29 protein-coding genes are annotated in these 22,693 nt (G+C 67.9%); 14 read left to right on the top strand and 15 right to left on the bottom strand.

The features are described 5' to 3' along the window. Positions 1-21: 21 nt before the first annotated feature. The 6 genes from AC069I_RS16455 to AC069I_RS16430 form a co-directional block, all read right to left on the bottom strand. A complete protein-coding gene (locus tag AC069I_RS16455) occupies positions 22-1,278 on the bottom strand; it encodes an MFS transporter (RefSeq protein ID WP_478265749.1) in 1,257 nt (418 codons plus the stop codon). A 6-nt stretch (positions 1,279-1,284) separates the two neighbouring features. Continuing rightward, the gene (locus AC069I_RS16450) at positions 1,285-2,904 is read right to left on the bottom strand and encodes a class I tRNA ligase family protein (RefSeq protein ID WP_478265748.1); all 1,620 of its coding nucleotides are present in this window, start codon (positions 2,902-2,904) and stop codon (positions 1,285-1,287) included. Positions 2,905-2,906: 2 nt separating this feature from the next. Next, positions 2,907-3,290 (bottom strand): cupin domain-containing protein, encoded by a 384-nt coding sequence (locus AC069I_RS16445; RefSeq protein WP_478230100.1) that lies wholly within the window; start codon positions 3,288-3,290, stop codon positions 2,907-2,909. 23 nt (positions 3,291-3,313) lie between these two features. Then, positions 3,314-4,627, bottom strand: a complete 1,314-nt coding sequence (locus AC069I_RS16440; protein WP_478265747.1) for a lysine N(6)-hydroxylase/L-ornithine N(5)-oxygenase family protein — start codon at positions 4,625-4,627, stop codon at positions 3,314-3,316. Positions 4,628-4,686: 59 nt separating this feature from the next. Next, positions 4,687-5,943, bottom strand: coding sequence for an ATP-grasp domain-containing protein (locus AC069I_RS16435; protein ID WP_478265746.1), 1,257 nt, complete (start codon positions 5,941-5,943; stop codon positions 4,687-4,689). Positions 5,944-6,047: 104 nt separating this feature from the next. Continuing rightward, positions 6,048-6,533: a winged helix-turn-helix transcriptional regulator gene (locus AC069I_RS16430; RefSeq protein WP_478230097.1), complete on the bottom strand. Its 486-nt coding sequence runs from the start codon at positions 6,531-6,533 to the stop codon at positions 6,048-6,050. 91 nt (positions 6,534-6,624) lie between these two features. Here AC069I_RS16430 and AC069I_RS16425 point away from each other — a divergent pair, with 91 nt between their 5' ends. Beyond that, the gene (locus tag AC069I_RS16425) at positions 6,625-7,173 is read left to right on the top strand and encodes a dihydrofolate reductase family protein (protein WP_478265745.1); all 549 of its coding nucleotides are present in this window, start codon (positions 6,625-6,627) and stop codon (positions 7,171-7,173) included. A gap of 159 nt (positions 7,174-7,332) precedes the next feature. Here the strand turns inward: AC069I_RS16425 and AC069I_RS16420 are convergent, their stop codons facing one another. Next, positions 7,333-7,740, bottom strand: coding sequence for a VOC family protein (locus AC069I_RS16420; RefSeq protein ID WP_478265744.1), 408 nt, complete (start codon positions 7,738-7,740; stop codon positions 7,333-7,335). Positions 7,741-7,864: 124 nt separating this feature from the next. Between AC069I_RS16420 and AC069I_RS16415 the strand changes: the two genes are divergently transcribed. The 3 genes from AC069I_RS16415 to AC069I_RS16405 are packed head-to-tail and all read left to right on the top strand — an operon-like array spanning position 7,865 to position 9,301. Then, positions 7,865-8,578, top strand: coding sequence for a GNAT family N-acetyltransferase (locus AC069I_RS16415; protein WP_478265743.1), 714 nt, complete (start codon positions 7,865-7,867; stop codon positions 8,576-8,578). 31 nt (positions 8,579-8,609) lie between these two features. After that, on the top strand, positions 8,610-9,089 hold the full coding sequence (locus tag AC069I_RS16410; RefSeq protein WP_478230093.1) for a DUF2975 domain-containing protein: 480 nt from the start codon (positions 8,610-8,612) through the stop codon (positions 9,087-9,089). After that, positions 9,089-9,301 carry a helix-turn-helix domain-containing protein gene (locus tag AC069I_RS16405; protein ID WP_478230092.1) on the top strand — a complete coding sequence of 71 codons (213 nt, stop codon included), beginning with the start codon at positions 9,089-9,091 and terminating at the stop codon, positions 9,299-9,301. The genes AC069I_RS16410 and AC069I_RS16405 overlap by 1 nt, the downstream gene beginning before the upstream one ends. Here the strand turns inward: AC069I_RS16405 and AC069I_RS16400 are convergent. After that, positions 9,298-10,611: a cytochrome P450 gene (locus tag AC069I_RS16400; protein ID WP_478265742.1), complete on the bottom strand. Its 1,314-nt coding sequence runs from the start codon at positions 10,609-10,611 to the stop codon at positions 9,298-9,300. The genes AC069I_RS16405 and AC069I_RS16400 overlap by 4 nt on opposite strands. Before the next feature lie 70 nt (positions 10,612-10,681). Here AC069I_RS16400 and AC069I_RS16395 point away from each other — a divergent pair, with 70 nt between their 5' ends. Next, positions 10,682-11,302 carry a UdgX family uracil-DNA binding protein gene (locus AC069I_RS16395; protein WP_478265840.1) on the top strand — a complete coding sequence of 207 codons (621 nt, stop codon included), beginning with the start codon at positions 10,682-10,684 and terminating at the stop codon, positions 11,300-11,302. Between the two features lies 1 nt (position 11,303). On the opposite strand, the gene AC069I_RS16390 is transcribed toward AC069I_RS16395, so the two are convergent. Together AC069I_RS16390 and AC069I_RS16385 are read right to left on the bottom strand one after the other, a co-directional pair. Further along, the gene (locus AC069I_RS16390; protein ID WP_478230090.1) at positions 11,304-11,495 is read right to left on the bottom strand and encodes a hypothetical protein; all 192 of its coding nucleotides are present in this window, start codon (positions 11,493-11,495) and stop codon (positions 11,304-11,306) included. Between the two features lie 84 nt (positions 11,496-11,579). Next, entirely contained in the window at positions 11,580-12,542 is a 963-nt protein-coding gene (locus AC069I_RS16385; protein ID WP_478230089.1) for an LLM class F420-dependent oxidoreductase, read from the bottom strand. 111 nt (positions 12,543-12,653) lie between these two features. Between AC069I_RS16385 and AC069I_RS16380 the strand changes: the two genes are divergently transcribed. The 3 genes from AC069I_RS16380 to AC069I_RS16370 all read left to right on the top strand — a co-directional run bounded on the left by AC069I_RS16380 (position 12,654) and on the right by AC069I_RS16370 (position 14,288). Beyond that, on the top strand, positions 12,654-12,986 hold the full coding sequence (locus AC069I_RS16380) for a plasmid stabilization protein (RefSeq protein WP_478230088.1): 333 nt from the start codon (positions 12,654-12,656) through the stop codon (positions 12,984-12,986). 64 nt (positions 12,987-13,050) lie between these two features. Then, entirely contained in the window at positions 13,051-13,503 is a 453-nt protein-coding gene (locus AC069I_RS16375; RefSeq protein ID WP_478230087.1) for an ATP-binding protein, read from the top strand. Continuing rightward, a complete protein-coding gene (locus tag AC069I_RS16370; protein WP_478230086.1) occupies positions 13,500-14,288 on the top strand; it encodes a SigB/SigF/SigG family RNA polymerase sigma factor in 789 nt (262 codons plus the stop codon). Before AC069I_RS16375 ends, AC069I_RS16370 begins: the two co-directional genes overlap by 4 nt. An 810-nt stretch (positions 14,289-15,098) precedes the next feature. Here the strand turns inward: AC069I_RS16370 and AC069I_RS16365 are convergent. From AC069I_RS16365 to AC069I_RS16355, 3 genes are all read right to left on the bottom strand, one after another. Beyond that, complete coding sequence (locus AC069I_RS16365) at positions 15,099-15,428, bottom strand: DUF3140 domain-containing protein (protein ID WP_007030250.1); 330 nt, start codon at positions 15,426-15,428, stop codon at positions 15,099-15,101. A gap of 30 nt (positions 15,429-15,458) precedes the next feature. Continuing rightward, positions 15,459-15,920 (bottom strand): hypothetical protein, encoded by a 462-nt coding sequence (locus AC069I_RS16360; protein WP_478265741.1) that lies wholly within the window; start codon positions 15,918-15,920, stop codon positions 15,459-15,461. 95 nt (positions 15,921-16,015) lie between these two features. Next, positions 16,016-16,477: an SRPBCC family protein gene (locus tag AC069I_RS16355; RefSeq protein WP_340682898.1), complete on the bottom strand. Its 462-nt coding sequence runs from the start codon at positions 16,475-16,477 to the stop codon at positions 16,016-16,018. 136 nt (positions 16,478-16,613) lie between these two features. On the opposite strand from AC069I_RS16355, the gene AC069I_RS16350 reads away from it, so the two are divergent. The 6 genes from AC069I_RS16350 to AC069I_RS16325 are packed head-to-tail and all read left to right on the top strand — an operon-like array spanning position 16,614 to position 21,226. Further along, positions 16,614-17,027 (top strand): phage holin family protein, encoded by a 414-nt coding sequence (locus AC069I_RS16350; protein WP_340682899.1) that lies wholly within the window; start codon positions 16,614-16,616, stop codon positions 17,025-17,027. Continuing rightward, on the top strand, positions 17,024-17,329 hold the full coding sequence (locus tag AC069I_RS16345; protein WP_125674610.1) for a DUF3618 domain-containing protein: 306 nt from the start codon (positions 17,024-17,026) through the stop codon (positions 17,327-17,329). The genes AC069I_RS16350 and AC069I_RS16345 overlap by 4 nt, the downstream gene beginning before the upstream one ends. Next, positions 17,326-17,592, top strand: a complete 267-nt coding sequence (locus tag AC069I_RS16340; protein ID WP_478230081.1) for a DUF4235 domain-containing protein — start codon at positions 17,326-17,328, stop codon at positions 17,590-17,592. The genes AC069I_RS16345 and AC069I_RS16340 overlap by 4 nt, the downstream gene beginning before the upstream one ends. 2 nt (positions 17,593-17,594) lie before the next feature. Then, the gene (locus tag AC069I_RS16335; protein WP_478265740.1) at positions 17,595-18,890 is read left to right on the top strand and encodes an NAD(P)/FAD-dependent oxidoreductase; all 1,296 of its coding nucleotides are present in this window, start codon (positions 17,595-17,597) and stop codon (positions 18,888-18,890) included. A gap of 12 nt (positions 18,891-18,902) precedes the next feature. After that, complete coding sequence (locus AC069I_RS16330) at positions 18,903-19,406, top strand: hypothetical protein (RefSeq protein WP_478265739.1); 504 nt, start codon at positions 18,903-18,905, stop codon at positions 19,404-19,406. Between the two features lie 29 nt (positions 19,407-19,435). After that, complete coding sequence (locus AC069I_RS16325) at positions 19,436-21,226, top strand: thiamine pyrophosphate-requiring protein (RefSeq protein WP_478265738.1); 1,791 nt, start codon at positions 19,436-19,438, stop codon at positions 21,224-21,226. A gap of 3 nt (positions 21,227-21,229) precedes the next feature. On the opposite strand, the gene AC069I_RS16320 is transcribed toward AC069I_RS16325, so the two are convergent. Continuing rightward, complete coding sequence (locus tag AC069I_RS16320; protein ID WP_478230077.1) at positions 21,230-21,991, bottom strand: SDR family NAD(P)-dependent oxidoreductase; 762 nt, start codon at positions 21,989-21,991, stop codon at positions 21,230-21,232. Between the two features lie 35 nt (positions 21,992-22,026). Further along, positions 22,027-22,623 carry a TetR/AcrR family transcriptional regulator gene (locus AC069I_RS16315; RefSeq protein ID WP_478265737.1) on the bottom strand — a complete coding sequence of 199 codons (597 nt, stop codon included), beginning with the start codon at positions 22,621-22,623 and terminating at the stop codon, positions 22,027-22,029. Between the last annotated feature and the right edge of the window lie 70 nt (positions 22,624-22,693).

Below are 22,693 nucleotides of genomic sequence, written 5' to 3'. Positions count from 1 at the left end.
TCCTCCGAATGTCGGCCGCGCTCAGGCGGCGGTCGCCTCGAGTACCTCGGCCGGCCGCTTCTCCTGCGCCGACAGCGGTTTCGCCAAGCTGAAGTAGGTGCCGATCACGATCGCGCCCTGCAGGATCGCCAGCCCCCAGAAGGCGTAGGGCACGGTGGTCGCGTCCGCCAGCGACGACAGCGCGACCGTCGCGCCGACGCCGAGCCCGAGTCCGAGGGCCTGGGTGCTGCCGAAGATCCGGCCGACCCGCTCCTCCGGACTGGCCCGCATCAGCAGTGTGCGCGCCGCGATCCGGCCCTGCGCGAAACAGAAGCCGGCGAACGGGATCGCCGCCATCAGCGCGATGTAGTGCAGCGGCTGGATCGCGAGGCAGATCAGGTTGCCGAGCGTGCCGAGCACGGCCAGATGGATGCCCTTGAACCGCTTGCTGACCTTGCCGTACGCGGCGGCGCCGACGATGAAGCCGACCCCGGCCAGCGCGTCGACCACACCGATCATCCACGCACCCTGGTCGAAGGTCTGCAGGATCAGCGTCGTCAGGATGACGTTGGCGACCATCAGGCCGATGTTGCCGTTGGCGTAGAGCAGCGCGAGCCGCTTGATCGGCTGGCGCACGGGGGCTTCGACCGGCGCCGACGGGTCGGTGGCCGTGGTCTCCTCGGTCACCGGGGCCTTGGCGGGTTTACGGCCGATCGCGTAGACCAGCACGGCCGAGAGCACGAAGCTCAGCGAGTTGAACACGAACAACGGTGTGGGGCCGAACCAGATCACCAGGAAGCCCGCGAGCGAGGAGGCCAGCAACATGCCGGAGTTGCTCGCCATCTCGAAGTGGGAGTTGAACTTCCCGAGCCGCTCGTCGCGGATCCGTTCCTTGATGAGGCCGTTGCTGGCGGGCATGAACAACGCCGTGGTGCAGGCGAGCATGAAGTTCGCTATGTAGGAGCCGAGGTTCGCCGGACCACCGATCCACAGCCACACCGGCAGCGCGAACGCGGTCATCGCGCTCACCAGGTCCGCCGCCACGCACAGCATCCGGCGGTCGACCTTGTCGACCAGCTTGCCGAACAGGACCGCGAGCGCGACCTGCGGGATGGACACGGCGATGAACAGCCAGCCGACCGCCAGGGTGGTCTGTTCGGCGTGGAAGACCAGGATCGCGGCGGCGGTGATCTGGAACGCGTTGCCCGCGGTGGTGATGAATCCCGCCGGGACCAGCAGGCGTTCGGCGAGCCGGGAACTCCGGGCCGCGTCGGTGGTGAGGGTGCTGTCGAGTGACATGGGGGGTCAGACCTCGCTCGTCGGAGGGAATTCCAGTGGTGGCACGGTGAAGGCCGCGGTGTGCGTGACGTCGAAGGCGGCCGGGGTGATCCGGAGTTCGAACCCGCCGGCTTCGGCGGCACGCCCGGCGAGGTCGATCAGGATCGGCGAGGCACAGCCGATCAGGGCCCGCAGTTCGAGGAAGAGGTCACCGAGCCGGGCGCGGAGCATCTCCTGGTCGAGGTTGCCCTTCAGCGTGCGTTCCGTCGCCGCACGCAGGCGTTCGACGTGCTGCACCACCAGATCGGCGGCCCGGCTGAGGCTGAAGTCCTCGAGTTCGTAGTTCAAGGAGAACCGGGAGACCATCGCCGCCGCGCGTTCCGTGGCTTCGGTCGACACCGGGAGCGAGCCGTTCTCGCCGCCGACCTCGGCGGTGAGTTTCGCCAGTGTCTCGGCGAGTTCGTTCCAGGGCGTGACCAGCCGCTCCCCCGCGACCTTCTCCAGCGCGGCACGGGAGAAGTTGGTCCGCGCGAACTCGGGGGCGGTGAGGTTGAGGTGGAACCGCGCGATGTCTCGGGGCACCTCGGCCGCCAGCTCACGGGCCCAAACCACGTGTCCCTTGCTGGTGGAGAACTTCTCGTTCTCCAGTTCGTAGAACTCGTTGACGAGCAGGGTGTCCGGAAGGACGTAACGGCCTTCGAGGGCTATCAACTCGGCGACGTGGACGACACCCCAGGTGAACAGCGGATCGAACCCCATGAACACCACGACCCGCGCGTCGTTCTCCGCGAGCCAGGCGTCGTCGTCGGCGACCTTCGGCTTCCCGTTGCGCCGCAACGCGTACTCGGTGCAGTACATCGAGGCGGGCATGCCCTCGACCCAGGCGTTGAGCCGTTGCCCCGGCGTCTGGAGGAACGGCGCCGGCAGGCCCCATTTCACCGGATACGTGATCGCGAAGTCGGGCAACGGCCCGGACAGCAGTTCCCGCATCAGCCCGAGCACGTGCGGCCGCCACGCGGGACCGCGTTCCTCGTAGTAGGCGAGGAGTTGCTCGCGGTACTCCGAGACCGGGAAGACCATGATCTCGGTCTCGCGGTAGGTCACCTCGTCGGCCGGGTCGAGCACCGAGTACGGCTCGATGAGCGCGTCGAAGTCGATCGGATGCCCGCAGCCCTCGCAGAACCCGCCGCGGCTGTCGGCGAGGCACGTCGGGCAGCCACCGCCGACGAAACCCTCGACCAGGAACTCGCCCTTGCTCTCGCTGTACGGCAGCCGCACCTTGCGCAGGCGAAGCTTTCCCTTGTCGTACAGGCGTTTGACGTAGTCGTAGACGAGCGTCTTGTAGCCGTCGTCCGTCGGCGAGAAACCGTCGACCTCGACACCCATCGCCTTGAACGTGCGCTGGATGTTCTCGGTCGACTGCTCCACCAGTTCGGGCGGCGTCAGCCCGACCCGGGCCGCGCTGGTGACGAGGTAGGTCTGGCTGTCGTCGGTGCAGGAGGCGAACACGGCCTCGCGGCCGGCCGCGCGCAGGTACCGCCGGTGCACGTCGGCACCGAGGTACGGGCCGGCGATATGCCCGATGTGCAGGTCGCCGTTGGACGTCGGGGGGCCGCCGATGATCACCACCGGTCGCTTGTCGGCCATGGTCATGCCCCTGCCCGGTCGGACGCCCGCGCTGCATGCCGGGCGGCGAACTTCGCCGTCATGTCGGAGTCCCACCAGATCGCGTACATCTCGAAGTCCTCCGCACCGTCGTTGAGGATGCGGTGCTCGGTGCCGGGCCGGTGGAACTCGATGTCGCCGGGTTTGAAGGCTCGGCGCTCTCCCCCGGCCTCGACGACCGCTTCGCCGTTGACGGCGATGAAGATCTCGTACTCGTGGTGGGAATGCGCACCCGTCGCGCCGTGCGCCGGCACCGTCACCCAGGCGCCTTCGAACGGCGCGTTCAGTGCCGCCCACGGCAGGAGCCGCTGGCCGTAGGCGCCGTTCTCGAAGACCATCTTTTCCCGCTCAAGCGGACGGATCTCCATGACTTTCTCTTCCTTCTCGTGGATCAGCGGGTGGCGACGATGGGGGCGGTTTCCGAAGTCGGCTGCGGTGGCACCGAAGGGTTTTCGCCGCGGTGGGCGAGGATGTCCTGCAGAATGTCGTTGGCTCGCGGGGCGAGGACGCTCAGCAGCGAGTCCGCGATGCCGTGTGTGGCCTCGTTGACGCCCTGGAGGTACACGGCCGTCGTTGCGGGCTGGTCGATCTCCAGCCGGTAGTCGCGGGTCACCTTGATCTCCGACAGGCCGATCGACTTCGCGATCTCCTGGACCATCCTCGGCATCTCAGGGGAGAAACCGGTGCCGAGCAGCACGAGATCGGTGCGCAGTTCCTGGGTCTCTCCGGTGCGCCGGTCGGTCAGCTCCAGCACGATCTCGTCGCCCTCGTCGCGGGCGTCGGTGATGTCGTTCATCGTGATCATCTTGAGCCGGGAACGGCCGGAGAGACGGTCCAGGTAGACGGAGCGGTAGAGCGCGTCCATCGTGCCCGGCGCCAGCCCGGAGTAGTTCGTGTGGTGCATCTCCTTGAGCATCTGCTCGCGTGCTTCCGGTCGCGCCTCGAAGAACTTGTCCACATGGGACGGGAAGAACAGCTCGTTGTTGAACTTGCTGCTCTCGTAGTAGTTCAGGCCGATCGAACGCATCACCATCGTCGGCTTGCATTCGGGCAGGTCGGCCTGCACCGAGCTGAACAGTTCCGCCGCGCTCTGCCCGGCCCCGATCACCGCGACGCGGTACGGAAGGTCCTTACGCAGCTTCGCGATTCTCGGCAGGTACTGCGTGCTGTGGATGACGCGATCCTGGTTCACCGTCCGGAGCAGGTCGGGGATCCGCGCGTCCCGGCCGGCGCCGACCACCAGGTACCGGCTGCGGATGACCTCGCCGTCGGCGACACGCGTGTCCCAGCCGGTGAGCGTGCCGTCCGTCCACACGGGAGTGATCTCGCGGCATTCCCGGCCGCGTTGCAGGTCCACCAGGGAAAGCGAGTCCGCCGTCCACTTGAGATAGTCGGCGAGTTCGACCCGGTACGGGACGAAACTGCCCATGTTCACGAATTCGTTGAGCCGGTTCGTGGCGTGCAGGTAGTTCAGGAACGAGAAGCGGCTGCGCGGGTTGCGCAAGGTCACCAGGTCCTTCAGGAACGAGACCTGTGACAGTGCCTCCGGCAGGAGCATGCCCCGCTGCCAGGAGACCTCTTCGTCCCGTTCGAGCAGGACCGATTCGCGGGCCAGTCCGGGCGCGAGCTCTTCCAGTGCCACTGCGAGCGCCAGGTTGGACGGTCCTGCTCCGACTGCGAGCAGCTCGACATCACGGTTCGCCATTTGTTTGCTCCGCCATCGTTGAGAGTGCTGGGAAGGTGTGCTGCGGTGCCGGTGCGCGGTCAGGCGCCGGCGGCCACCGAGGGCAACAGGGGATGCGCGGTCAGCCGGACCTGGGCCATGGCCTTGTCCAGCACCGCTTCGCAGTCTTCGGGGTCGGCGCCCGCGCAGATCACGTACGCGTGCCGCGAGATGAACTCCGCCGGCGGCAGCCGCATGCGCGCACCTGGCTCGACGAGCACGTCGGCGGCGAGGATTCCGTTGTTCCGCAAGGTATCCGGTACGGACACGGACTCGACGACACAGTCCTGTTTCGGGTAGCCGAACCGCACGCCGACCCACCGGGGCTCGGCCTCGTGCGGGATATGGGGACGCATGCCGAGCGCGACGTCGACCGCGGCCGCGCCCGGGTCGACCCCGGTCGCGAACTTGGCGAGCAACGGGATCAGGTCTCCGCCGAGCCTGCCGTTGATCTCCACGATCACCGGTCCGCGTCCGGTGAGCTTGAGTTCGGTATGCGTGATGCCGTAACGGAAGTCGATCGCGCTGTGCGCGTGGGCCAGCGTCGAGCGCAGTGCCGGGTCGGCGAGCAGTGCGTCCGCGGAGCTGACCAGGTGGCCGAGTTCCTCGAAGTACGGGTGCATGCCGACCGTCTTGTGTGCCACGAACATCGGCGTGTACTCGCCGTCCACGACGGCGCCGTCCACGCTGATCTCCGGGCCGCTCAGGTACTCCTCGACCAGCGCCCCGCCCTTGTAGGCGGGAGAGCCGCCGAAGCTGGCGTCCTCCGCGGTCCGGAACGCCTTCCGCACCGCGGAGGCGTCTTCCGCGAGGCTGACGCCGATGCTGGCCCCGCCCCCGCGTGGCTTGACGACGACCGGGTACCCGATCCGTTCGGCCACGCGGACGGCTTGGTCGTCGTCGTGCACGAACCCGAAATCGGGCTGCGCGACGCCGGCCGCGGTGAGCGTCCGGCGGCTGAACCACTTGTCACGGCAGCCTTCGATCGCGGAGATCCCGGCACCCGGCACCCCGAGTTCGTCCGCGACATGCGCCGCCGCGACGATCAGCGCCTCGTCCCAGGACACCACGCCGAGCACCGGCGTCGCGGCGTGGAGCGCACGGGCCGCGGCCAGCACGGCGTCCTGGTCCTGCGTGTCCAGCACCGTGGCGCCGGTGATGTAGCGCTCCTGCCACGTCGGCTCGGTCCCGGTGAACAGCCACAAGGGATGCCGATGCCCGGCCGACGCCAACAGGTACTCCCGGTACGGCCGCATCCCGCAGCCGATCACCAGGACAACACCCTCCGCTGAGCTCATTCCCTCTCCCCACCAGCCCGTCGCTCCGTCGCGGGCTACTACATCTCGGGGGCGGGTTGACCGGAACCCTTGATTCGGGAAGAACAATCAACGAGGGCGTGGCTTCAGACGGCCGCTTCGTACGCGGCGGCGAGGCGCTGCAGCACGCCGGGGCCGTCCTTCTCCGGCGCCGGCTCGCCGAGGTGGACGACCCGAAGTTCGGCCATGAACTCCGACCACAGTTCCGGCCCGCCCGCGGCGAGCAGTTCGGCCCGCACCCGCAGGCGCTCCGTCGTCGGACGATGCTCGATACCCCAGGCCCCGAGGTGCGCGAACACGGGCACCAGCTGGATCGACGCCTCGGTCAGGCTGTACGCGGCCCGCTTGCCGGGCCCGGCGTCTTCGCGGGTCAGCAGACCGGCCTTGACCAGCCGCTTCAACCGGTCCGCGAGGATGTTGGACGCGATCCCCTCCTCGGATCCGGCGAGCAGCTCCCGGAAGTAACGCCGGGTGCCGAACATGATGTCCCTCAGCACGAGCAGGCTCCAGCTGTCGCCGAACGCCTCGACCGCGGCGTTGATCGGGCAGCCGGAACGGGCGGGTTCCGCCATCCCTTACCTCCACAAGAAGTGGTTGCAATCTACCATCGCTCACTTTATCGTGAACCGGCCGATTGCAGAACGCAAGCACTAGGGGGCCGGCATGCTCGAACCACAGACCGCGGACGGGAAAGTGCTGTGGCACTTCACGATGTCCCTCGACGGCTTCGTCGCGGGCCCTGGCCACGGCATGGACTGGATGACCGGCGTCACTTCCCGGCCGGACCTGATCGACGAATACGCCACGACCACCGGCGTCGTGCTCGGCGGCCGTGATGGCTGGGACGCCTACCCCGACCCGAGCGGTATCTACGGCGGCGCCTGGAAAGGGCCGCTGTTCGTCTTGACCCACCACCCCGAAGACGCCACACCCACGGACGGGGTGACGTTCCTGAACTGCGGCGCGGACGAAGCCGTCCGGATCGGGCTGGAGGCGGCGAACGGGAAGAACCTCGAGGTGTTCTCGCCGGACATCGGCCGCCAGTTGCTCGCGCTCGGGTTGATCGACGAGATCGACCTGCAGATCGCGCCGGTCCTGCTCGGCGACGGCATCCGGCTGTACGACAACCCCGGTGGGGCACCGATCCACCTCCGCGGACTCGGCCGGGAAGACCCGCGAGGCGTGCTCGACGTCCGGTTCCGGCCTGCCTGATCGCGCGCCCCGGTCGTGGGTGATTCCGGTCGGCAGAACGACCGGGTCTCAGGTACGTACTGCCGGTGCGCGGATGGCGGTTTCGCGTGACTGGCCGGACGAAACCGCCGGCATCGGCGCCGGCCTCGTGACCACCGACGCGAGCAGGGCTGGAAGTCCCTAGGACAGAATGATGTTCACCATCCACGAGATGCCGAACCTGTCGACGCAGGCACCGAATTCGTCGCCCCACATCTGCTTTTCGAGAGGAACCGAAACGGTGCCGTCGGCGGAGAGCTTCTCCCAGTATCCGCGCAATTCCTCGCCGTCGTCGCCACTGAGGCTGATCGACACGTTGGTGCCCGGATTGTGCTCCATTCCCGGCGGCGTGTCCGACGCCATGATCGTGTAGCCGCTCGGGGAATCGAGCCGGCTGTGCATGATCTGATCCTCCGCCGGCGTTCCGGCCATACCGGACTCACCGAACGTATTCAGCGTCAGTTCTCCGCCGAACACCGACTTGTAGAACTCCATGGCCTGCCGGGCGTCGCCGGCGAAGCTGAGGTAGGGATTGAGACGGGAAGCCACTGGAACGCTCCTTCTGGTCGGGTCACGAGCATCCTGGCAGACCCCTCCCGGTGCGACAACGGCTGGACTACGGCCGGATGAATTCCTTCGCACAACGAAAATTCAACCCCGTTCACCGAATGCGGTGAGCAATTTCCCGAGTGCCACTTTAGGGTCCACGTATGCCCGCATTCCGGATCCGCCCCGGTTCGGCGACGGCGCGACGATCCTCAATCCGAAGGGGAACGACCGCGCTTGCCGGCGTCTCGCCTACCGCGCGAAATCCGCGGACTACAGCCGGTTGCGCGGAGACGAACGCGCCGAGCACGTCCGAGGCCTGTGCGCGGCGGATCCCGCACCCGGTGTGCTCGCCTACGACGGCACCACCCCGGTCGGCTGGTGTGGCGTCGGGCCGCGCGCGCACCTGCACCGCATGACGCGTTCCCGCACGATGCCGCCGATCGACGACGTTCCGGCGTGGACGGTCGTCTGTTTCGTCGTCCGGTCCGACCATCGCCGCAAGGGCGTGGCGCACGCGCTGCTGGACGGCACGGTCTCCTACGCCCGGGCGCACGGCGCACCCGTCATCGAGGGCTATCCCGTCGATCCCGGCGAGGGGCGGATCAACTCGTCCGCGGCACACGTCGGGACCATCGGGCTGTTCGCCGCCGCGGGGTTCGAACTCGTCGCGCCCGACACCGTCCGGACGTGTCGCGAAAGCCATTTTCGCAACCCCTCCCAGGGCGCGTCCCGACCGCCGCGCCCTGAACCAGCCCGAAGGGCCCTTCGCCGCATCAGATGCGGCGAAGGGCGCCTTCAGCCCACCCAGCAGCATCGAAAACCGAGAGCTAACGATTGACTTTCGATAGATAACGCGTGAAACTCGATGCATGATCACAGGGCAACGGGCGGTCGCGCCCCTCCGAGTGTTCCTCGTGCTGCTGTTCGGGGTCCTCGTCCTCTTCCAGACCATGTCCCTGCCGGGGCAGTTCGCGCACATGGCACGGCAGGACCCCGAAATGGCGTACCTGCGCTGGCCCGCGACGGCGGTCTCCGTCTTCTGGGTGCTGTGCGTCCAGGTCGTGGTCGTCGCCACCTGGCACCTGCTCACGCTGGTCAAGAAGGACCGGATCTTCACCGAAGCTTCCCTGAGATGGGTGGACGCCATCGTCTGGGCCATCCTCGCCGGTTGGGTGGTGCTGGCGGGCGTGTTCCTCTACGTCGGCTTCAACGCCGAAGACCCGGGCCTGCCGCTGCTGTTGTTCCTCGCGTTGATCGGCGTCGCCGTGCTGGGCCTGCTCATCGTCGTGATGCGCACGCTGCTGCGGCAAGCCACCACCCTGCGGTCCGACCTGGAACAGGTGATCTGATGCCGATCGTCGTCCGTATCGACGTCGAGCTGGCCAAGCGCAAGATGAGTGTCGGCGAATTCGCCGAACTCGTCGGGCTCACCCCGGCGAACGTGGCGGTGCTGAAGAACGGCCGCGCCAAGGCCGTCCGGTTCAGCACCCTCGAAGCGATGTGCCGGGTGCTCGAATGCCAGCCCGGCGACCTGCTCGAATGGGTCGAAGAGGAGCACTAGACCGTCGAGAACTTCAGGTGGAAGTTGTCGAGCGTCGCGGGCAACGGCCGCTCCGGCCCGAGGACGGCACCGGAGACCAGTTCGAAGCGCCGGTCCTTGATCAAATGCGCCAGCATCGTGCTCGCGCAGAACAGCACGAGATCCCGGCCGGGACAGATGGCCGGTCCGGCGCTGAACGGGACGAGCGCCGGATTGGCCGCCGCACTGCCGTCCAGCCAGATCCCGGGTTCGAACCGGTCGGCGTAGGGCAGGGATTCGGGGTCGCGGTGGAAGAACGGGGTGAAGATCAGGACCGTGGTCCCCGCGGGGCCCCAGGCGGTCTCGGCCGTGCTCTCGCGCAGCAGCGCGGGCGTGGTCGGCCACAGCCGGACCGATTCGAGGGCGCAGGCACGCAGGTACGCGAAGGGGCCGGGCGCGGTCAGGTCGGCGGCCGCGACCTCTTCGTCGGCACGTTCCCGTGCGCAAGGGTGGGTGGCCAGTAACGCGAGCGCGCGGAAGGTGACGATCCCGGCGGCGTCGAACGCGAAGAGCCAATGGGCGACCTGGTCGGCGACGACGTCCATCGTCCGCTCGCCCGACGGACCCGCCGACGCGATGGCTTCGGCGAGGCTGCCCGGTTCCGCCCGTTCCAGATGGCCGATGAGCCGGGTGCGGAACTGATCGTGGAGCCGGTCTCGCCGAGGGTGCGCGTACGCCCAGTTCGCGTCCTTTCGCAGGCGGGCGAGCGCGTCGGTGAGGCCGTCGTCGCCCGCCGCGGACTCGCCGAGCGTGACCCGGCGGACCATCCGCCACCAGGCCACGTTGAAGGTGTCCCAGTCCAGCGTGCCGCCGTCCCAGAGTGACGCCGCCTCCTCGGCGATCGCCGCGGCGAAGGGCGCGGCGAGGTCGTGCAGCGTCTTCCCCGGTTCGAGGACGTCCTCGTTGAACCGGCGGCGCGGCACGCGCTCCGTCGCGTCCGAGATCAGCACGCCGTGCGGCTGGAAATGTCCCAGCGCCGCCCGCTTCTCCTCGGTCGACGGGCTGAACGGGACCGGCGCGGCGGCGAGCACCTCGCCGACGTCCTCCCCCGACAGCGCCAGGTCGATCGTGCGACCGGGCACCCGCAGCCGCAGCGGGCCAGGACCGTAGTGGGACCGGAGCCGCCCCAGCAGCCGCACGGCAGCGCGGTCGAACTGGAGTTTCTGCGCCGCGGCCATCCCCAGCGGCCGCCGTTTGATCACCCCGCCGGCGAGCGTGGGCAGGACGACCCGCAGCGCGACGCGCACGGTGTCCTGGACGGAAGCGGTGGCCGGTTCGGTCGAAGTCGCCATACCCGGGGCTACCCGCCGCGGCGTGCGCATAACCGGTTTGTCCCACGTCCGGGCGGGGAATCCGGCCGCCATGGCGACCAAGGCACCCGGCGCGGATCCACCCGAGACAGCGGATCTGGACAGGCTCCGTTCGGCGGCGTCCGGCTGCCGCGGCTGCGATCTCTACCGCGACGCCACCCAGACCGTCTTCGGTGAAGGCTCCCGCACGGCGGAGATCATGGTCGTCGGCGAACAACCCGGTGATCAGGAGGATCGGCAGGGTGCCCCGTTCGTCGGGCCCGCCGGAAGGCTGCTCGACCGAGCCCTCGACGAAGCGGGTTTCGACCGCCGGAAGATCTACGTCACCAACGCGGTCAAACATTTCAAGTTCAAGCGGGACGAACGCGGCAAACGGCGGATCCACAAGACACCGTCCAAGACCGAGATCGTCGCCTGCCGTCCGTGGCTGCACGCCGAACTGGCGGCGGTACGTCCGGAACTGCTGATCTTCCTCGGCGCGACTGCGGCGAAGGCGCTCCTCGGCGATGACTTCCGCATCACCCGGAGCCGCGGCGAGCGGATCGACCTCGCCGAGTTCGCCACCACCGCGGCCGCCACGGTGCACCCGTCCGCGGTGCTGCGCGCGCCGGATCGCGACGAGGCCTACCGGGCCTTCGTCGCGGATCTCGTGGCGGCGCGCGGCGACCGCTGAATCACGCCACTTCGGAGCTGCGGCCGCCGTCGTGCAGGCCGAGCATGTCCAGCAGGGTCGCGCAGTCTTCGGCGCTCGTCGCCCGCGAAGCCACGGCGAGCGCCGCCTTACGACGGATCGCCTCCTGCTCCGGCGTCTCCTGGCCTTCCGGCAGCAGGTCCGGTACGGGATGAAGTCCGAGTTCGTTGTTCATCTGTTCCCCCTTGGCTGAAGGATGTGTCGGTCTGGTACCCGCGGTCCGCGGGTTTGAACACGGGTGACCCCGTTCGAGGGTGAATCAGCTCCGCAACGCCGGGAGCAGCGTGTCCTCAGCGAAGCGGAGGAAGCCTTCCTGCTGGTCACCGCCGATCTGGATCAGGGCGAGGTCGGTGAACCCTGCCGCCTCGAACTCGCCGGCCTGCTTCACGATCCGGTCGACGTCGGGCCCGCACGGGATCGCCTCGGCGACGTCCTCCGGTTTGACGTACTGGGTGGCCCCGGCGAACCCCGCGGGCCCCGGCAGTTCGGCGTTGACCTTCCAGCCACCACCGAACCAGCGGAACTGCTCATGCGCCCGCCGGATCGCGGCGTCGCGATCCTCGCCCCAGGACACCGGCAGCTGGGCGATCTTCCTGCTTGGCGGGCCGAGTTTGGTCGCGTCCCACTCGCGGCACAGCGACCCGTCGGGCTCCACCGCGATCATCGCGTCGGCGATCGGCGCGAACCGGGTCACCGACTGCGGCCCGGACACCGCGACCCCGATCGGGACACGCTGCTCCGGCAGGTCCCACAGCTTCGCGGAGTCCACCCGGAAGTGGTCACCCTTGTAGTTGAAGTAGCCGCCGTCGAACAGCCCGCCGATGATCTGGACCGCTTCGGCGAGCATTTCGTGCCGGACGTTAGCCGGTGGCCAGCCGCGTCCGACGACGTGTTCGTTGAGGTTCTCACCCGCGCCGAGGCCCAGGGTGAACCTGCCGTCCGACAACGCCTGGACGGTCGCCGCCTTCTGCGCCACCACCGCCGGGTGATAGCGCATGGTCGGACACGTCACGAAGGTCATCAGTTCGACCCGTTCGGTGCTCTGGGTGACCGCTCCCAGCACGCTCCACGCGTACGGCGAATGCCCCTGCTCGTCCAGCCAGGGCGAAAAGTGGTCGCTCATGACCTCGAAGTCGAACCCCGCTTTCTCCGCTCCGGCGGCGTATCCCACCAGGTCCTTCGGTCCGGCCTGCTCGGTCATGAGGGTGTAGCCGATGCGCATAGAAGCCTCCTTCGCGTCCGCTCCCCGCGTACCCGCCCGCCCCCGGGATCAACCGGACGTTTATCCGGCGAATCGAACGGGGTACCTGACCGGGGGAAGAAAGGAGCCGCGATGCCGCAGCAGGCTTGGAGCGACAAACGAGAACGTCAGTACGAACACATCAAGGACTCGGCGAAGGATCGGGGCGCGAGCACCGACCGGGCCGAGGAGATCGCCGCCCGCACCGTCAACAAGAACCGTGCGCAGGCAGGCGAGTCACACGAGGCCAGCCGCACGTCCCTCCAGGACATGTCACCTCAGCGGCGGGGTGGCAAGCGCTCCGGGAACCGGTTGGGGCCGAACGGCCCGACCAAGGACCAGCTCTACAACGAAGCGAAACAGCGCAACGTCGAGGGCAGGTCGAAGATGTCCAAAAAGGAGCTTCAGCGAGCCCTGGGCCGTTGATCACGCGTCACGCGGCGGAGCACCGCCGCGGTCACCCCACGGCCACGGACGGATGGGTTTCGTAATGGATGCACACGGACGGGGCGGCCTCACCCCCCAGACCCGATCCGGATCGGACGGTCTGTCCGACCGGGTCGAACTCCGCCTTCCCGCCGAGGCGGAGCAGATCCCTCTCGTCCGCACGCTCACCCATGGTGTGGTGGCCCGTGCGGACTTCGGCTTGGACGCCATTTCAGACGCGAAGATGGCCGTCGACGAAGCCTGTTCCCAACTTGTCCAGCCCGCTGAACTGGGAGCCGTTCTTTGTTGTGTCTTTCACGAGATACCGGAAGGAATCGCCGTCTCGATCTCGACCCGGACGAACAGGCCCTACCTGCCGAGCGAGACGACTTTCGGCTGGCACGTCTTGACGACGTTGACCCACTCGGTGCGGGCGCGGTGCGAACCGATTCCCGGCGAAACAGGGGGCACGACGACGATCGACCTCGTCCTGGCCCCGGGAACGAGCGACGGGTGAGTGGCGAGCGCAAGACACTCACCCGGCAGGCGGACGACTACGCCCATTGCGAACCGCTCTTCGAGGAGATGACCTCCCTGCCGGAGGATTCCCGGCGCCGCCGGGAGCTGCGTGCCCACCTCGTCACCGAACTGCTGCCGCTCGCCGAGCACATCGCCACCAGGTTCTCCGGCCGCGGCGAGCCTCGCGAAGACCTGGTCCAGGTGGCGCGGATCGGCCTGATCAACGCGGTCGACCGGTTCGACCCCGGCCGTGGGCACGACTTCCTCTCGTTCGCCGTGCCCACGATCATGGGCGAGGTCCGGCGGCATTTCCGGGACACCGGCTGGTCGGTCCGGGTGCCGAGGCGGCTCAAGGAGCTCCACGTCTCGCTCAGCCAGGGCACGGCCGCGTTGTCCCAGCGTCTCGGCCGCGCGCCGACTCCCACCGAACTCGCCGAATACCTCGGGCTCGAGGTCAACGACGTGCGGGAAGGATTGCTCGCCGGCCAGGCGTACCAGACGTTGTCGGTCGACAAACCGGTCCACGACAACGCCACCGAGGCCCTCTCGCTCGCCGACACGATCGGCGAGGAAGACCACGAGATGGCGCTGGTGGAAAACCACGAGGCGCTGCAACCGCTGCTGCGGGAGCTCCCCAAGCGGGAACGCGCGATCCTCGTGATGCGCTTCTTCGGGGGCTATACCCAGACGCAGATCGCGGAACGGATCGGCATCTCACAGATGCACGTTTCACGGCTCCTGTCGCAGACGCTGGACCAGCTGCGCGGGAAGCTCTCCGAGTAACACCGGCCTCTCCAGGCGGAACACGCGTGATCGAAGGCGGAACTCTCTCATCCGTCCCGAAGCACGCGTGATCCGCCTGGACGCACGCGTGATCCGCCTCCAGACACAGGACCGGAAAGTACGTGAAGGCCCCTTCGCTGCGTCCAGCGCCAGGTCCCGGCGGCCGGTGTCGCTCTTGGTGATTCGAACCGGACTCCGAACGGGACAGATGACAGAGGACCTGAACGAACGATGTCCATAAAGGACACCAGAAGACAGGTGAATGTCCGTTTTGATGCTTATCTGTACGGTTTTGGCTGAGGTCGTGAGTGATAAAGAAGGTTAGGACCCAATGCCACGTAGCTTAAGTTGATCTTGAATGAGGGTCTTGATCGTAAGCGGCGAGGGTTGCCACAGGTCACGCGCCCGGTTGCCCTGGCCGGCGATTTCACGAGGGGGTCGTGGGGGGGGGGTTTTGGGGGGGAAAACCCAAAACCCCCCCCCACGACCCCCTCGACCCACGACCAGGCCGAAGGCGCCCCCTTCGTCGCATCAGACGCAGCGAAGGGAGCCTTCACCCCACCCGTCAACCTCGCCCAAGATCAACTTAAGCTACGTGACATTGGGCTCTAACCCTCTTTATCACTCACGACCTCTCCGCAAAATGCCCGAATCGGGCACGACCACTCGGAAAGTGTCCCCTGTGGACAGTCGAGTAGGTGTCAGGCCACAGTGACGAGCCCCTCCACCACCCACATGACCAGCGGATAGACAACTTCGCCGAGACCCTGGCGTCCAGCGCGGTGAAGGGGCCCTTCACGTACTTCTGAGTTACACAGGTTTCAGTGGGTCGTGCCCCATCGACATCAGCTTGTGCCGCCAGTGCGCCTCGCCCGCGACCGGTTCGAGGTCGTCACGCCGCTGGTCCTCGACCCGCCGGACGACCGAGCGCATCACCCGCTCGTCCTCGGCGGTGAGGTCGGTCCGGCGCTTGCCGAGGATGCCGAGCACGTGCCGTCCAGTCGGCGTGCCCGCCTGGTCCGGCAGCGCTTCGTCCTCGTCGTCGGCCGACCTCGTGCGCAGCCAGTCGGCCAGTTCCCGCGAGGTCATGTTGACCACGCGATGGAATTCGTCCCACAGTTCGTCATCGATCTCGTGCACGGCGAAAACCTCCTGCCAGCACTCGACTTCTTACGGCGTCGTGTACGGCGCCTGCTGTTCGATGGACGGGCTCGCGGCCGGGTAACGGCCCTCCTGCCCGGGAACCGGCGTCACCGTCGTGCCCTGTTGCTCGGGTTCGACGCGCCTCGGCCGGTTGATGACCGCTTCGGCCTCCTGCTCACCACGGATCCGCGAGAGCACGCTGAGCGTGATCGCGTGGGCGATGGCCAGAACCAGCAGCAGGACACCCAGCCTGCCCACCACACCAGGAAGGTCGCTGCCCCCGATGTCGACGGTCGACAGCAGCGCCAAGACGCCCAGCGTCGCGAGATGGAACAGCACCGTGACGAGCCACGTCATGGAAGCGCCCGCGGCCGGATCGCCGTGTGAACCGCGCAGGTAGCGCTTACCGCTCTGGTAGATGATCAGACCGTCGAGCATGACCAGCGCCACCCCGATGACGAGGAAGGCCACGTATGCGTTGGTAGTCATGCCGGAACGCTCCCTTCGTAATGGACCTCACCCCAGGAGATACCCGGGACCTCCCCCAGGAAAACGCGTCTTCCAGGGGAGGTCCCGGGTACCGGTCAGCTGCCGGGGCGGTCCACGTCACCGCGCCAGGCGCCGGACTCGTGGCCCCGGCTCTCGATGAACTCCTTGAACCGCTTCATGTCGCCCTTGACCCGGCGGTCGAGCACACCGAGTTTGTCGGCGACGTTCTCGGCGAAACCTTCCGGATCGATCTCCATCTGCGCCGTGACCCGGGTCTTGTTGTCGCCCAGGCGATGGAACGTGATGACACCCGCGTGGTCGGGGCCGGAGTCCGACGTCCACGCGACGCGCTCGTCGGGATGTTGTTCGGTGATCGTCGCGTCGAATTCCCGGCTCACCCCACCGAATTTGGTCACCCAGTGGGTGTGCGTCGCGTCAATCTGGCGGATCTCTTCGACACCTTCCATGAACTGCGGGAAGCTCTCGAACTGAGTCCACTGGTTGTACGCGGTCGTCACCGGGACTTCGACGTCCACCATTTCGGTGATCGTGCTCATGCATCCTCCTGTCGGTTGGGTGCTTTTCGAGCCGGCACTCCCCGGCTACCCGGCGCTCAGCGAGGCGAAACACGCTGTGATTGACCGGCCGGGCCGCCGGGTACCCGGCGGGCAGAACGCTCCGAGGAGGTGCCCCATGATCGAAGAGACCCACCGGAAGCCGTCCGCAGAGAAGTCGGTCGGCGAACTGGTTTCCGATCTCAGCGACGAGGTCAAACACCTCGTCCGCGACGAGATGCGGCTGGCCGTGTTCGAGTTGCAGCGCAAAGGGAAGAAGATGGGCTTCGGTGCCGGTTTGTTCGGCGCCGCGGGCGTATTCGCGCTTTTCGGGCTGGCGACCCTGATCGCCGCGGTGGTGCTGGCACTCGCGCTGGTGATGCCCGCGTGGCTGGCGGCCGTGGTGACGGGCGCGGCGCTGCTGCTGATCGGCGGCCTTTCGGCCGTCGTCGGCAAGAAGGAGGTCACGAACGCGACCCCGCCGGTGCCGGAAGAGGCCATCGAAGGTGTCCGTGAGGACGTCGACACCGTCAAGCAAGGAGTGCGGTCATGACCGATTTCCCCAAGAACGCCGAAGAAGCCCGCGCGGATCGCGACGTGACGCGAGAGGAACTCACCGAGACCCTCGACGCGCTGGGCAAGAAGATGGACGTCAAGGCGAGGGTCAACGACAACCTCGATACCAAGGTCGACGAGGCGAGCGCCAAGATCTCCGAGAAGGTCTCCGAGCCCGCGGCGGAGAAGTTCCGTCAGGGCACCGAAGTCGTCCGCGCGAATCCCCTGCCGATCTTCGCCGGTGTCCTGGCGTTGCTCTTCACCATCCGGCTGATCATGCGAAAGAGGTCTTCGTCGTGAACAAGGTTCTCTACAAGCCGCTCAACATGGTCGTGAGCGCCGCGGGCGGTGTGCTCGCCGGGATCGCGTTCAAGCAGATCTGGAAGCGCGTGAGCGGTGAGGAAGACGCGCCGGACGCCACCGACCGGGACTTCACCTGGACCCAGGTGATCGTCGCGGCCGCCGCGCAGGGCGCGATCTTCGGCGCGGTGAAGGCCGCCACCGAACGGGCGGGCGCGGTCGGCTACCGCAAGGCGACCGGCGACTGGCCCACGGAGGACTGACGATGCGCGTGGTGATCATCGGAGGCGGGTTCGCCGGCTACAACGCGGCCAAGACCCTCCTCAAATCGGTCGGCGACGATACGGAAGTCGTCGTGCTGAACCCGACCGACTACTTCCTCTATCTCCCCCTGCTGCCCGAAGTCGCCGCCGGGATCCTCGAACCGCGGCGGATTTCGGTGTCCATCCCCGGCACGTTGCGCGGTGTGCGCCTGGTGCTCGGAACCGCCAAATCGGTCGACTTCGACGATCGCAGCGTCAGCTACACCGACCCCGAGGGCCGCGAACACTCGCTCGGCTACGACCGTCTCGTGCTCGCCGCGGGCAGCGTCAACAAGCTGCTGCCGATCCCCGGCGTTCCCGAGTACGCCCGCGGTTTCCGCGGTCTGCCCGAGGCCCTCTACCTGCGCGACCACGTCACCCGGCAGATAGAACTCGCCGCCTCGGCGCAGGATCCGGCCGAACGCGACGCGCGCTGCACGTTCGTCGTGGTCGGCGCCGGCTACACCGGCACGGAGGTCGCCGCGCAGGGGCCGGCGTTCACCGCCGCACTCGCCGCCCGGCATCCCGAACTGAAGGATCAGAAGATCCGGTGGCTGCTGCTGGACGTGGCCGAGCGGGTACTGCCGGAACTCGACCGGCGGCTCGGCGCCACGGCGGACGAGGTGCTGCGCGAACGCGGCGTCGAGGTCCTGATGAAGACGTCGATCGACAACGCCGGCGAGAAGGGGGTCACGCTGACCTCTGGTGAATCCGTGCCGACCCACACCCTCGTGTGGTGCGTCGGGGTCCGGCCGGACCCGCTCATCGAGCAACTGGGGCTGAAGACGGCCAAGGGCAGGCTCGTCGTGACAGCGCAATTGAACGTCCCCGGACGGCGCGACGTCTACGCGTGCGGGGACGCGGCGGCCGTCCCGGATCTGACCAGGCCCGGCGAATACACGCCGATGACGGCCCAGCACGCCGAACGCCAGGGCAAACTCGCCGGGCGGAACGTGGCCGCGTCGCTCGGGTACGGCTCGCACGGCACCTACCGGCACCACGACCTCGGCTTCGTCGTCGACCTCGGCGCCCACCAGGCCGCGGCGAATCCCTTGCACATCCCGCTTTCCGGATTCGCCGCCAAGGCGGTGACCCGTGGCTACCACCTGCTGGCCATGCCGGGCAACCGGCTGCGCACCGCCACCGACTGGGCGCTGGAAGCGGTGACGAAGCGGCAGACAGTCCAATTAGGACTCGTCCGCTCGGGTTCGGTGCCGCTGGACACGGATTCCCCCGAACTCCCCCGCACCAACTGCTAGAGGAGAGACGCCATGACCACCGAATCCGATCCTGTCCGCGCCGAAGGCCCCTCGGTCGTCACCGACGGCGGCGTCGAAGGGGCGAAACTGCTGGTCCTCGACCCTGCGGGCGAGGGCAAGCACGGTGAACTCCCGGCGACGTGGCGGCCGCTCGCGGCCCAGCGTCAGATCATCTGGTGCAGGCTGCCGGTGGACGGCGCGCTCAGCCAGGCCGAAGACGTGCTCGGCGACGCGGAACCCGGTGGCCCGCCGATCGACGTCGTGGCCGCCGGCGACTCGGCCGAGGACGCGCTGCGGCTGGCCGAACGCCACCCCGGCGCCGCGTCCCATGTCCTCCTGATCGACCCGGTGCCGGACGAGTCGTCCGACCTCGCCAAACGGGTGCGCTCGTCCGGGACCGCGGTGGACGTGCTCCCCCACAGCACCGGTGAGCCGTACAACCGGGTCCCGCCGCCGCTGCCGCTCGGGCATCCGGACGTCGTCGCGGGGATCACCAAGATCCTCGAGGACGTTTAGCCGCCGGAGGGCGGCGGTATCCGGCGACCATGAGCGAAACCGTTGCGGACCATGTTCTGACCAGGCTGCGCGAATGGGACGTGGAGCAGGTCTTCGCCTATCCCGGCGACGGGATCAACGGGCTGGTGAGCGCGTTCGGCGCGGCGGAGAACAAGCCCCGTTTCGTGCAGACGCGACACGAGGAGATGGCGGCGTTCGCGGCCGTGGGCTACGCGAAACTCAGCGGACGGCCCGGGGTCTGCATGGCGACGTCCGGCCCGGGGGCGATCCACCTGCTCAACGGTCTCTACGACGCCAAACTCGACCACGTGCCGGTGGTGGCGATCGTCGGGCAGACGGCGCGCAGCGCGATGGGCGGCAGCTACCAGCAGGAGGTGGATCTGCAGGCGTTGTTCAAGGACGTCGCGAGCGAGTACCTCGTCGAGGTGAACGTCCCCGAACAACTGCCGAACGCGCTCGACCGCGCCCTCCGCACGGCCATCGCGCAGCGCGCGCCGACGGCGGTGATCATCCCGGCGGACCTGCAGGAGGAGACCTACCAGCCGCCACAGCACGAGTTCAAGCACGTGCCGTCGTCCCCGCCCGATCATCCGCGGGCCAGTGTCATCCCGCCCTCGGAGGAAGTCGCCCGCGCCGCGGAGGTGCTGAACGCGGGCGAAAAGGTCGCGATCCTGATCGGACAGGGCGCGCGCAACGCCGTCACCGAGCTGCGCGAGGTCGCCGATCTCACCGGCGCCGGAGTGGCGAAGGCGTTGCTGGGCAAGGATGTCCTGCCCGACGACCTGCCGTACGTCACCGGCTCCATCGGCCTGCTCGGCACGCGGCCGACGTACGAGATGATGCGGGACTGCGACGTGTTCCTGATCGTCGGCTCGAATATGCCGTACGCGCAGTTCCTGCCGGAATTCGGTCAGGCCCGTGCGGTCCAGATCGACATCGATCCCCGGTTCCTCGGGCTGCGGTATCCGACCGAAGTCAACCTGCTCGGTGACGCGAAGGGCACGTTGCAACAGCTGATTCCGTTGCTGGAGCGCAAAACCGACCGCCGCTGGCGGGAAAAGATCGAGAAGAACACCGGCGAGTGGCAGGAGACGCTGACCCGCCAGGCGATGCTGGAGGCATCTCCGGTCAACCCGATGCGGATCGTGCACGAACTGTCCGAGCGGATCCCCGAAGACGCCATCGTCACCGCGGACTCCGGTTCGGCCACCAACTGGTACGCCAGGAATCTCCGGATGCGCGGCCGGATGCGGGGCACGCTCTCCGGCACCCTCGCGACGATGGGCTCCGGCGTCCCGTACGCGATCGGCGCGAAGTTCGCCCACCCCGACCGGCCGGTGATCGCCCTGGTCGGCGACGGCGCGATGCAGATGAACGGGATGGCGGAACTGCTGACCATCGCCCGGTACCGCGAACTGTGGGCCGATCAGCGATGCGTCGTCTGTGTGTTCCACAACGGCGATCTGAACCAGGTCACGTGGGAACTGCGCGCCATGGGCGGCTCGCCGAAGTTCGAGCCGTCGCAGACCCTGCCGGAAGTGTCCTATGCGGACTTCGCGCTGGAGATCGGCCTCGGCGGGATCGCCGTCGACGATCCCGCCCGGCTCGGTGAAGCGTGGGACGTCGCGCTGTCGACCAACGTGCCGACCGTGCTCGACGTCCGCTGCGATCCCGAAGTGCCGCCGATTCCGCCGCACGCCACCTTCGAGCAGGTGAAGGCCATGACCGAAGCCGTCCTGAAGGGCGAGCCCGACGCCTGGCACCTGGTGACGCAGGGGCTCAAGACGAAGATGCAGGAACTGCTGCCCTCGCGCCGCTGATCCTCAGGCGCTGGCGCCGCCGTCGAGGACGATGTCGTGCCCCACGACGTACGCGGACTCGTCCGAAGCCAGCCAGAGGACCGCCGCGGCGATCTCCTCGACCGCGCCGATCCGGCCGAGCGGAATGACCGAACCGAGCCGTTCCGCGCGGTCGGCCTCGGATTCGCCGGGCCGGAACGACATCCCGGTGTCGGTGGCGCCGGGGCTGACCGCGTTGATCCGGATCCCCTCGCCGATGTGATCGCGGGCGGCGGTGCGCGTCAGCACGTCCACGGCGGCCTTCGAAGCGGCGTAGGCGGCCATTCCCGGCAGGCGGGTGTGCGAGCCGATGTTGGACGACATGTTGACGATGACTCCCCCACCGCCCGCCCGCATCTGAGCGATCTCGTGCTTCATCGACAGCCACGTGCCCGTGAGATTCGTCCGCACGACGGCCTCGAAGCCCTCTTCGTCCAGATCCGCCGTCGGCGCGGGACTGCCGAGGATGCCCGCGTTGTTGAAGGCGATGTCGAGTTTGCCGTGCCGGCGCACGGTCTCGGCGACGAGACGCTCGACTTCGGGACCGGCGCTCACGTCGGCGGTCACCGCGTCGGCGGTTCCGCCGTCGGCCTCGATCTCCTTCACCGTCTGACGGAGCTTTTCGCCGTCCCGCCCGGAAACGACGACCTGAGCGCCTTCACGCGCGAACGCCGCCGCCGTGGCGCGGCCGATCCCGGAGCCTCCTCCGGTGACCAGGACGACCTTGCCGCTGAATCGCTTCCCCACAGTAGTAACCACTTTCTGGTCCGATCGTTCCATTATTAGTGTTTGCGAGCGGCGTCGAGTACCGCGATGGCCTGCTTCGCGGTAGCCCTGACCCGCGCCGCGGGATCCGGCCCCTTGCCCAGCACCCGCATGCCCTGCAGGACGGTGAGCAGGAAACCGGCGAGCTCTTCCGGATCCGCGGCGGCGTCGAGTTCGCCCTGCGCCTTCGCGCGGCTCAACGCCATCCGCACGGCCAGTTCGAGCGCGTCCCAGCTGCGTTCGACCACCCGCGCGACCTCGGGATCCTTCGGCATCATCTCCATGGCGGCGTTGACCACGAAACAGCCTTTACGACCCGATTCGCCCAGTATCTCGGCGAGATACCGGTCGATGAGCCGTCGCACGCCCGCGAGCGCCGGGCCCGGCCCGGCGAAGTCCTCGACGAACCGCTCGTTACCCCTGGCGATGTAGCGGTTCAAGGCCCTCAGGTACAGCTCGTGCTTGGTGCCGAACGTGGCGTAGAGGCTCGCCTTGCCGATGCCGAGTTCGGCGACCAAGTCGCTGATCGAGGTGGCCTCGTACCCCTGCCGCCAGAACAGTTCCAGCGCGGCTTCGCAGGCCGCGTCGACATCGAATTCCTTTACTCGGGACACGAGAGAAGCCTAGCCACATCTGGACCGATCGGTCAAGAAAGCGCCCGCCGCAACTAGTCACCTACTTGCG

This window comes from Amycolatopsis sp. NPDC043885, from assembly GCF_056435685.1.
This window is presented reverse-complemented; position numbering and strand designations above follow the sequence as displayed.

Coding starts and splice junctions, on each gene's coding strand:
- AC069I_RS16345 (WP_125674610.1), top strand. CDS start 17,024: ATGACCGATTTCCCCAAGAACGCCGAAGAAGCCCGCGCGGATCGCGAC.
- AC069I_RS16380 (WP_478230088.1), top strand. CDS start 12,654: ATGCCGCAGCAGGCTTGGAGCGACAAACGAGAACGTCAGTACGAACAC.
- AC069I_RS16360 (WP_478265741.1), bottom strand. CDS start 15,920: ATGACTACCAACGCATACGTGGCCTTCCTCGTCATCGGGGTGGCGCTG.
- AC069I_RS16450 (WP_478265748.1), bottom strand. CDS start 2,904: ATGGCCGACAAGCGACCGGTGGTGATCATCGGCGGCCCCCCGACGTCC.
- AC069I_RS16330 (WP_478265739.1), top strand. CDS start 18,903: ATGACCACCGAATCCGATCCTGTCCGCGCCGAAGGCCCCTCGGTCGTC.
- AC069I_RS16425 (WP_478265745.1), top strand. CDS start 6,625: ATGCTCGAACCACAGACCGCGGACGGGAAAGTGCTGTGGCACTTCACG.
- AC069I_RS16410 (WP_478230093.1), top strand. CDS start 8,610: ATGATCACAGGGCAACGGGCGGTCGCGCCCCTCCGAGTGTTCCTCGTG.
- AC069I_RS16350 (WP_340682899.1), top strand. CDS start 16,614: ATGATCGAAGAGACCCACCGGAAGCCGTCCGCAGAGAAGTCGGTCGGC.
- AC069I_RS16445 (WP_478230100.1), bottom strand. CDS start 3,290: ATGGAGATCCGTCCGCTTGAGCGGGAAAAGATGGTCTTCGAGAACGGC.
- AC069I_RS16385 (WP_478230089.1), bottom strand. CDS start 12,542: ATGCGCATCGGCTACACCCTCATGACCGAGCAGGCCGGACCGAAGGAC.
- AC069I_RS16405 (WP_478230092.1), top strand. CDS start 9,089: ATGCCGATCGTCGTCCGTATCGACGTCGAGCTGGCCAAGCGCAAGATG.
- AC069I_RS16355 (WP_340682898.1), bottom strand. CDS start 16,477: ATGAGCACGATCACCGAAATGGTGGACGTCGAAGTCCCGGTGACGACC.
- AC069I_RS16375 (WP_478230087.1), top strand. CDS start 13,051: ATGGATGCACACGGACGGGGCGGCCTCACCCCCCAGACCCGATCCGGA.
- AC069I_RS16455 (WP_478265749.1), bottom strand. CDS start 1,278: ATGTCACTCGACAGCACCCTCACCACCGACGCGGCCCGGAGTTCCCGG.
- AC069I_RS16390 (WP_478230090.1), bottom strand. CDS start 11,495: ATGAACAACGAACTCGGACTTCATCCCGTACCGGACCTGCTGCCGGAA.
- AC069I_RS16395 (WP_478265840.1), top strand. CDS start 10,682: ATGGCGACCAAGGCACCCGGCGCGGATCCACCCGAGACAGCGGATCTG.
- AC069I_RS16440 (WP_478265747.1), bottom strand. CDS start 4,627: ATGGCGAACCGTGATGTCGAGCTGCTCGCAGTCGGAGCAGGACCGTCC.
- AC069I_RS16435 (WP_478265746.1), bottom strand. CDS start 5,943: ATGAGCTCAGCGGAGGGTGTTGTCCTGGTGATCGGCTGCGGGATGCGG.
- AC069I_RS16335 (WP_478265740.1), top strand. CDS start 17,595: ATGCGCGTGGTGATCATCGGAGGCGGGTTCGCCGGCTACAACGCGGCC.
- AC069I_RS16325 (WP_478265738.1), top strand. CDS start 19,436: ATGAGCGAAACCGTTGCGGACCATGTTCTGACCAGGCTGCGCGAATGG.
- AC069I_RS16430 (WP_478230097.1), bottom strand. CDS start 6,533: ATGGCGGAACCCGCCCGTTCCGGCTGCCCGATCAACGCCGCGGTCGAG.
- AC069I_RS16400 (WP_478265742.1), bottom strand. CDS start 10,611: ATGGCGACTTCGACCGAACCGGCCACCGCTTCCGTCCAGGACACCGTG.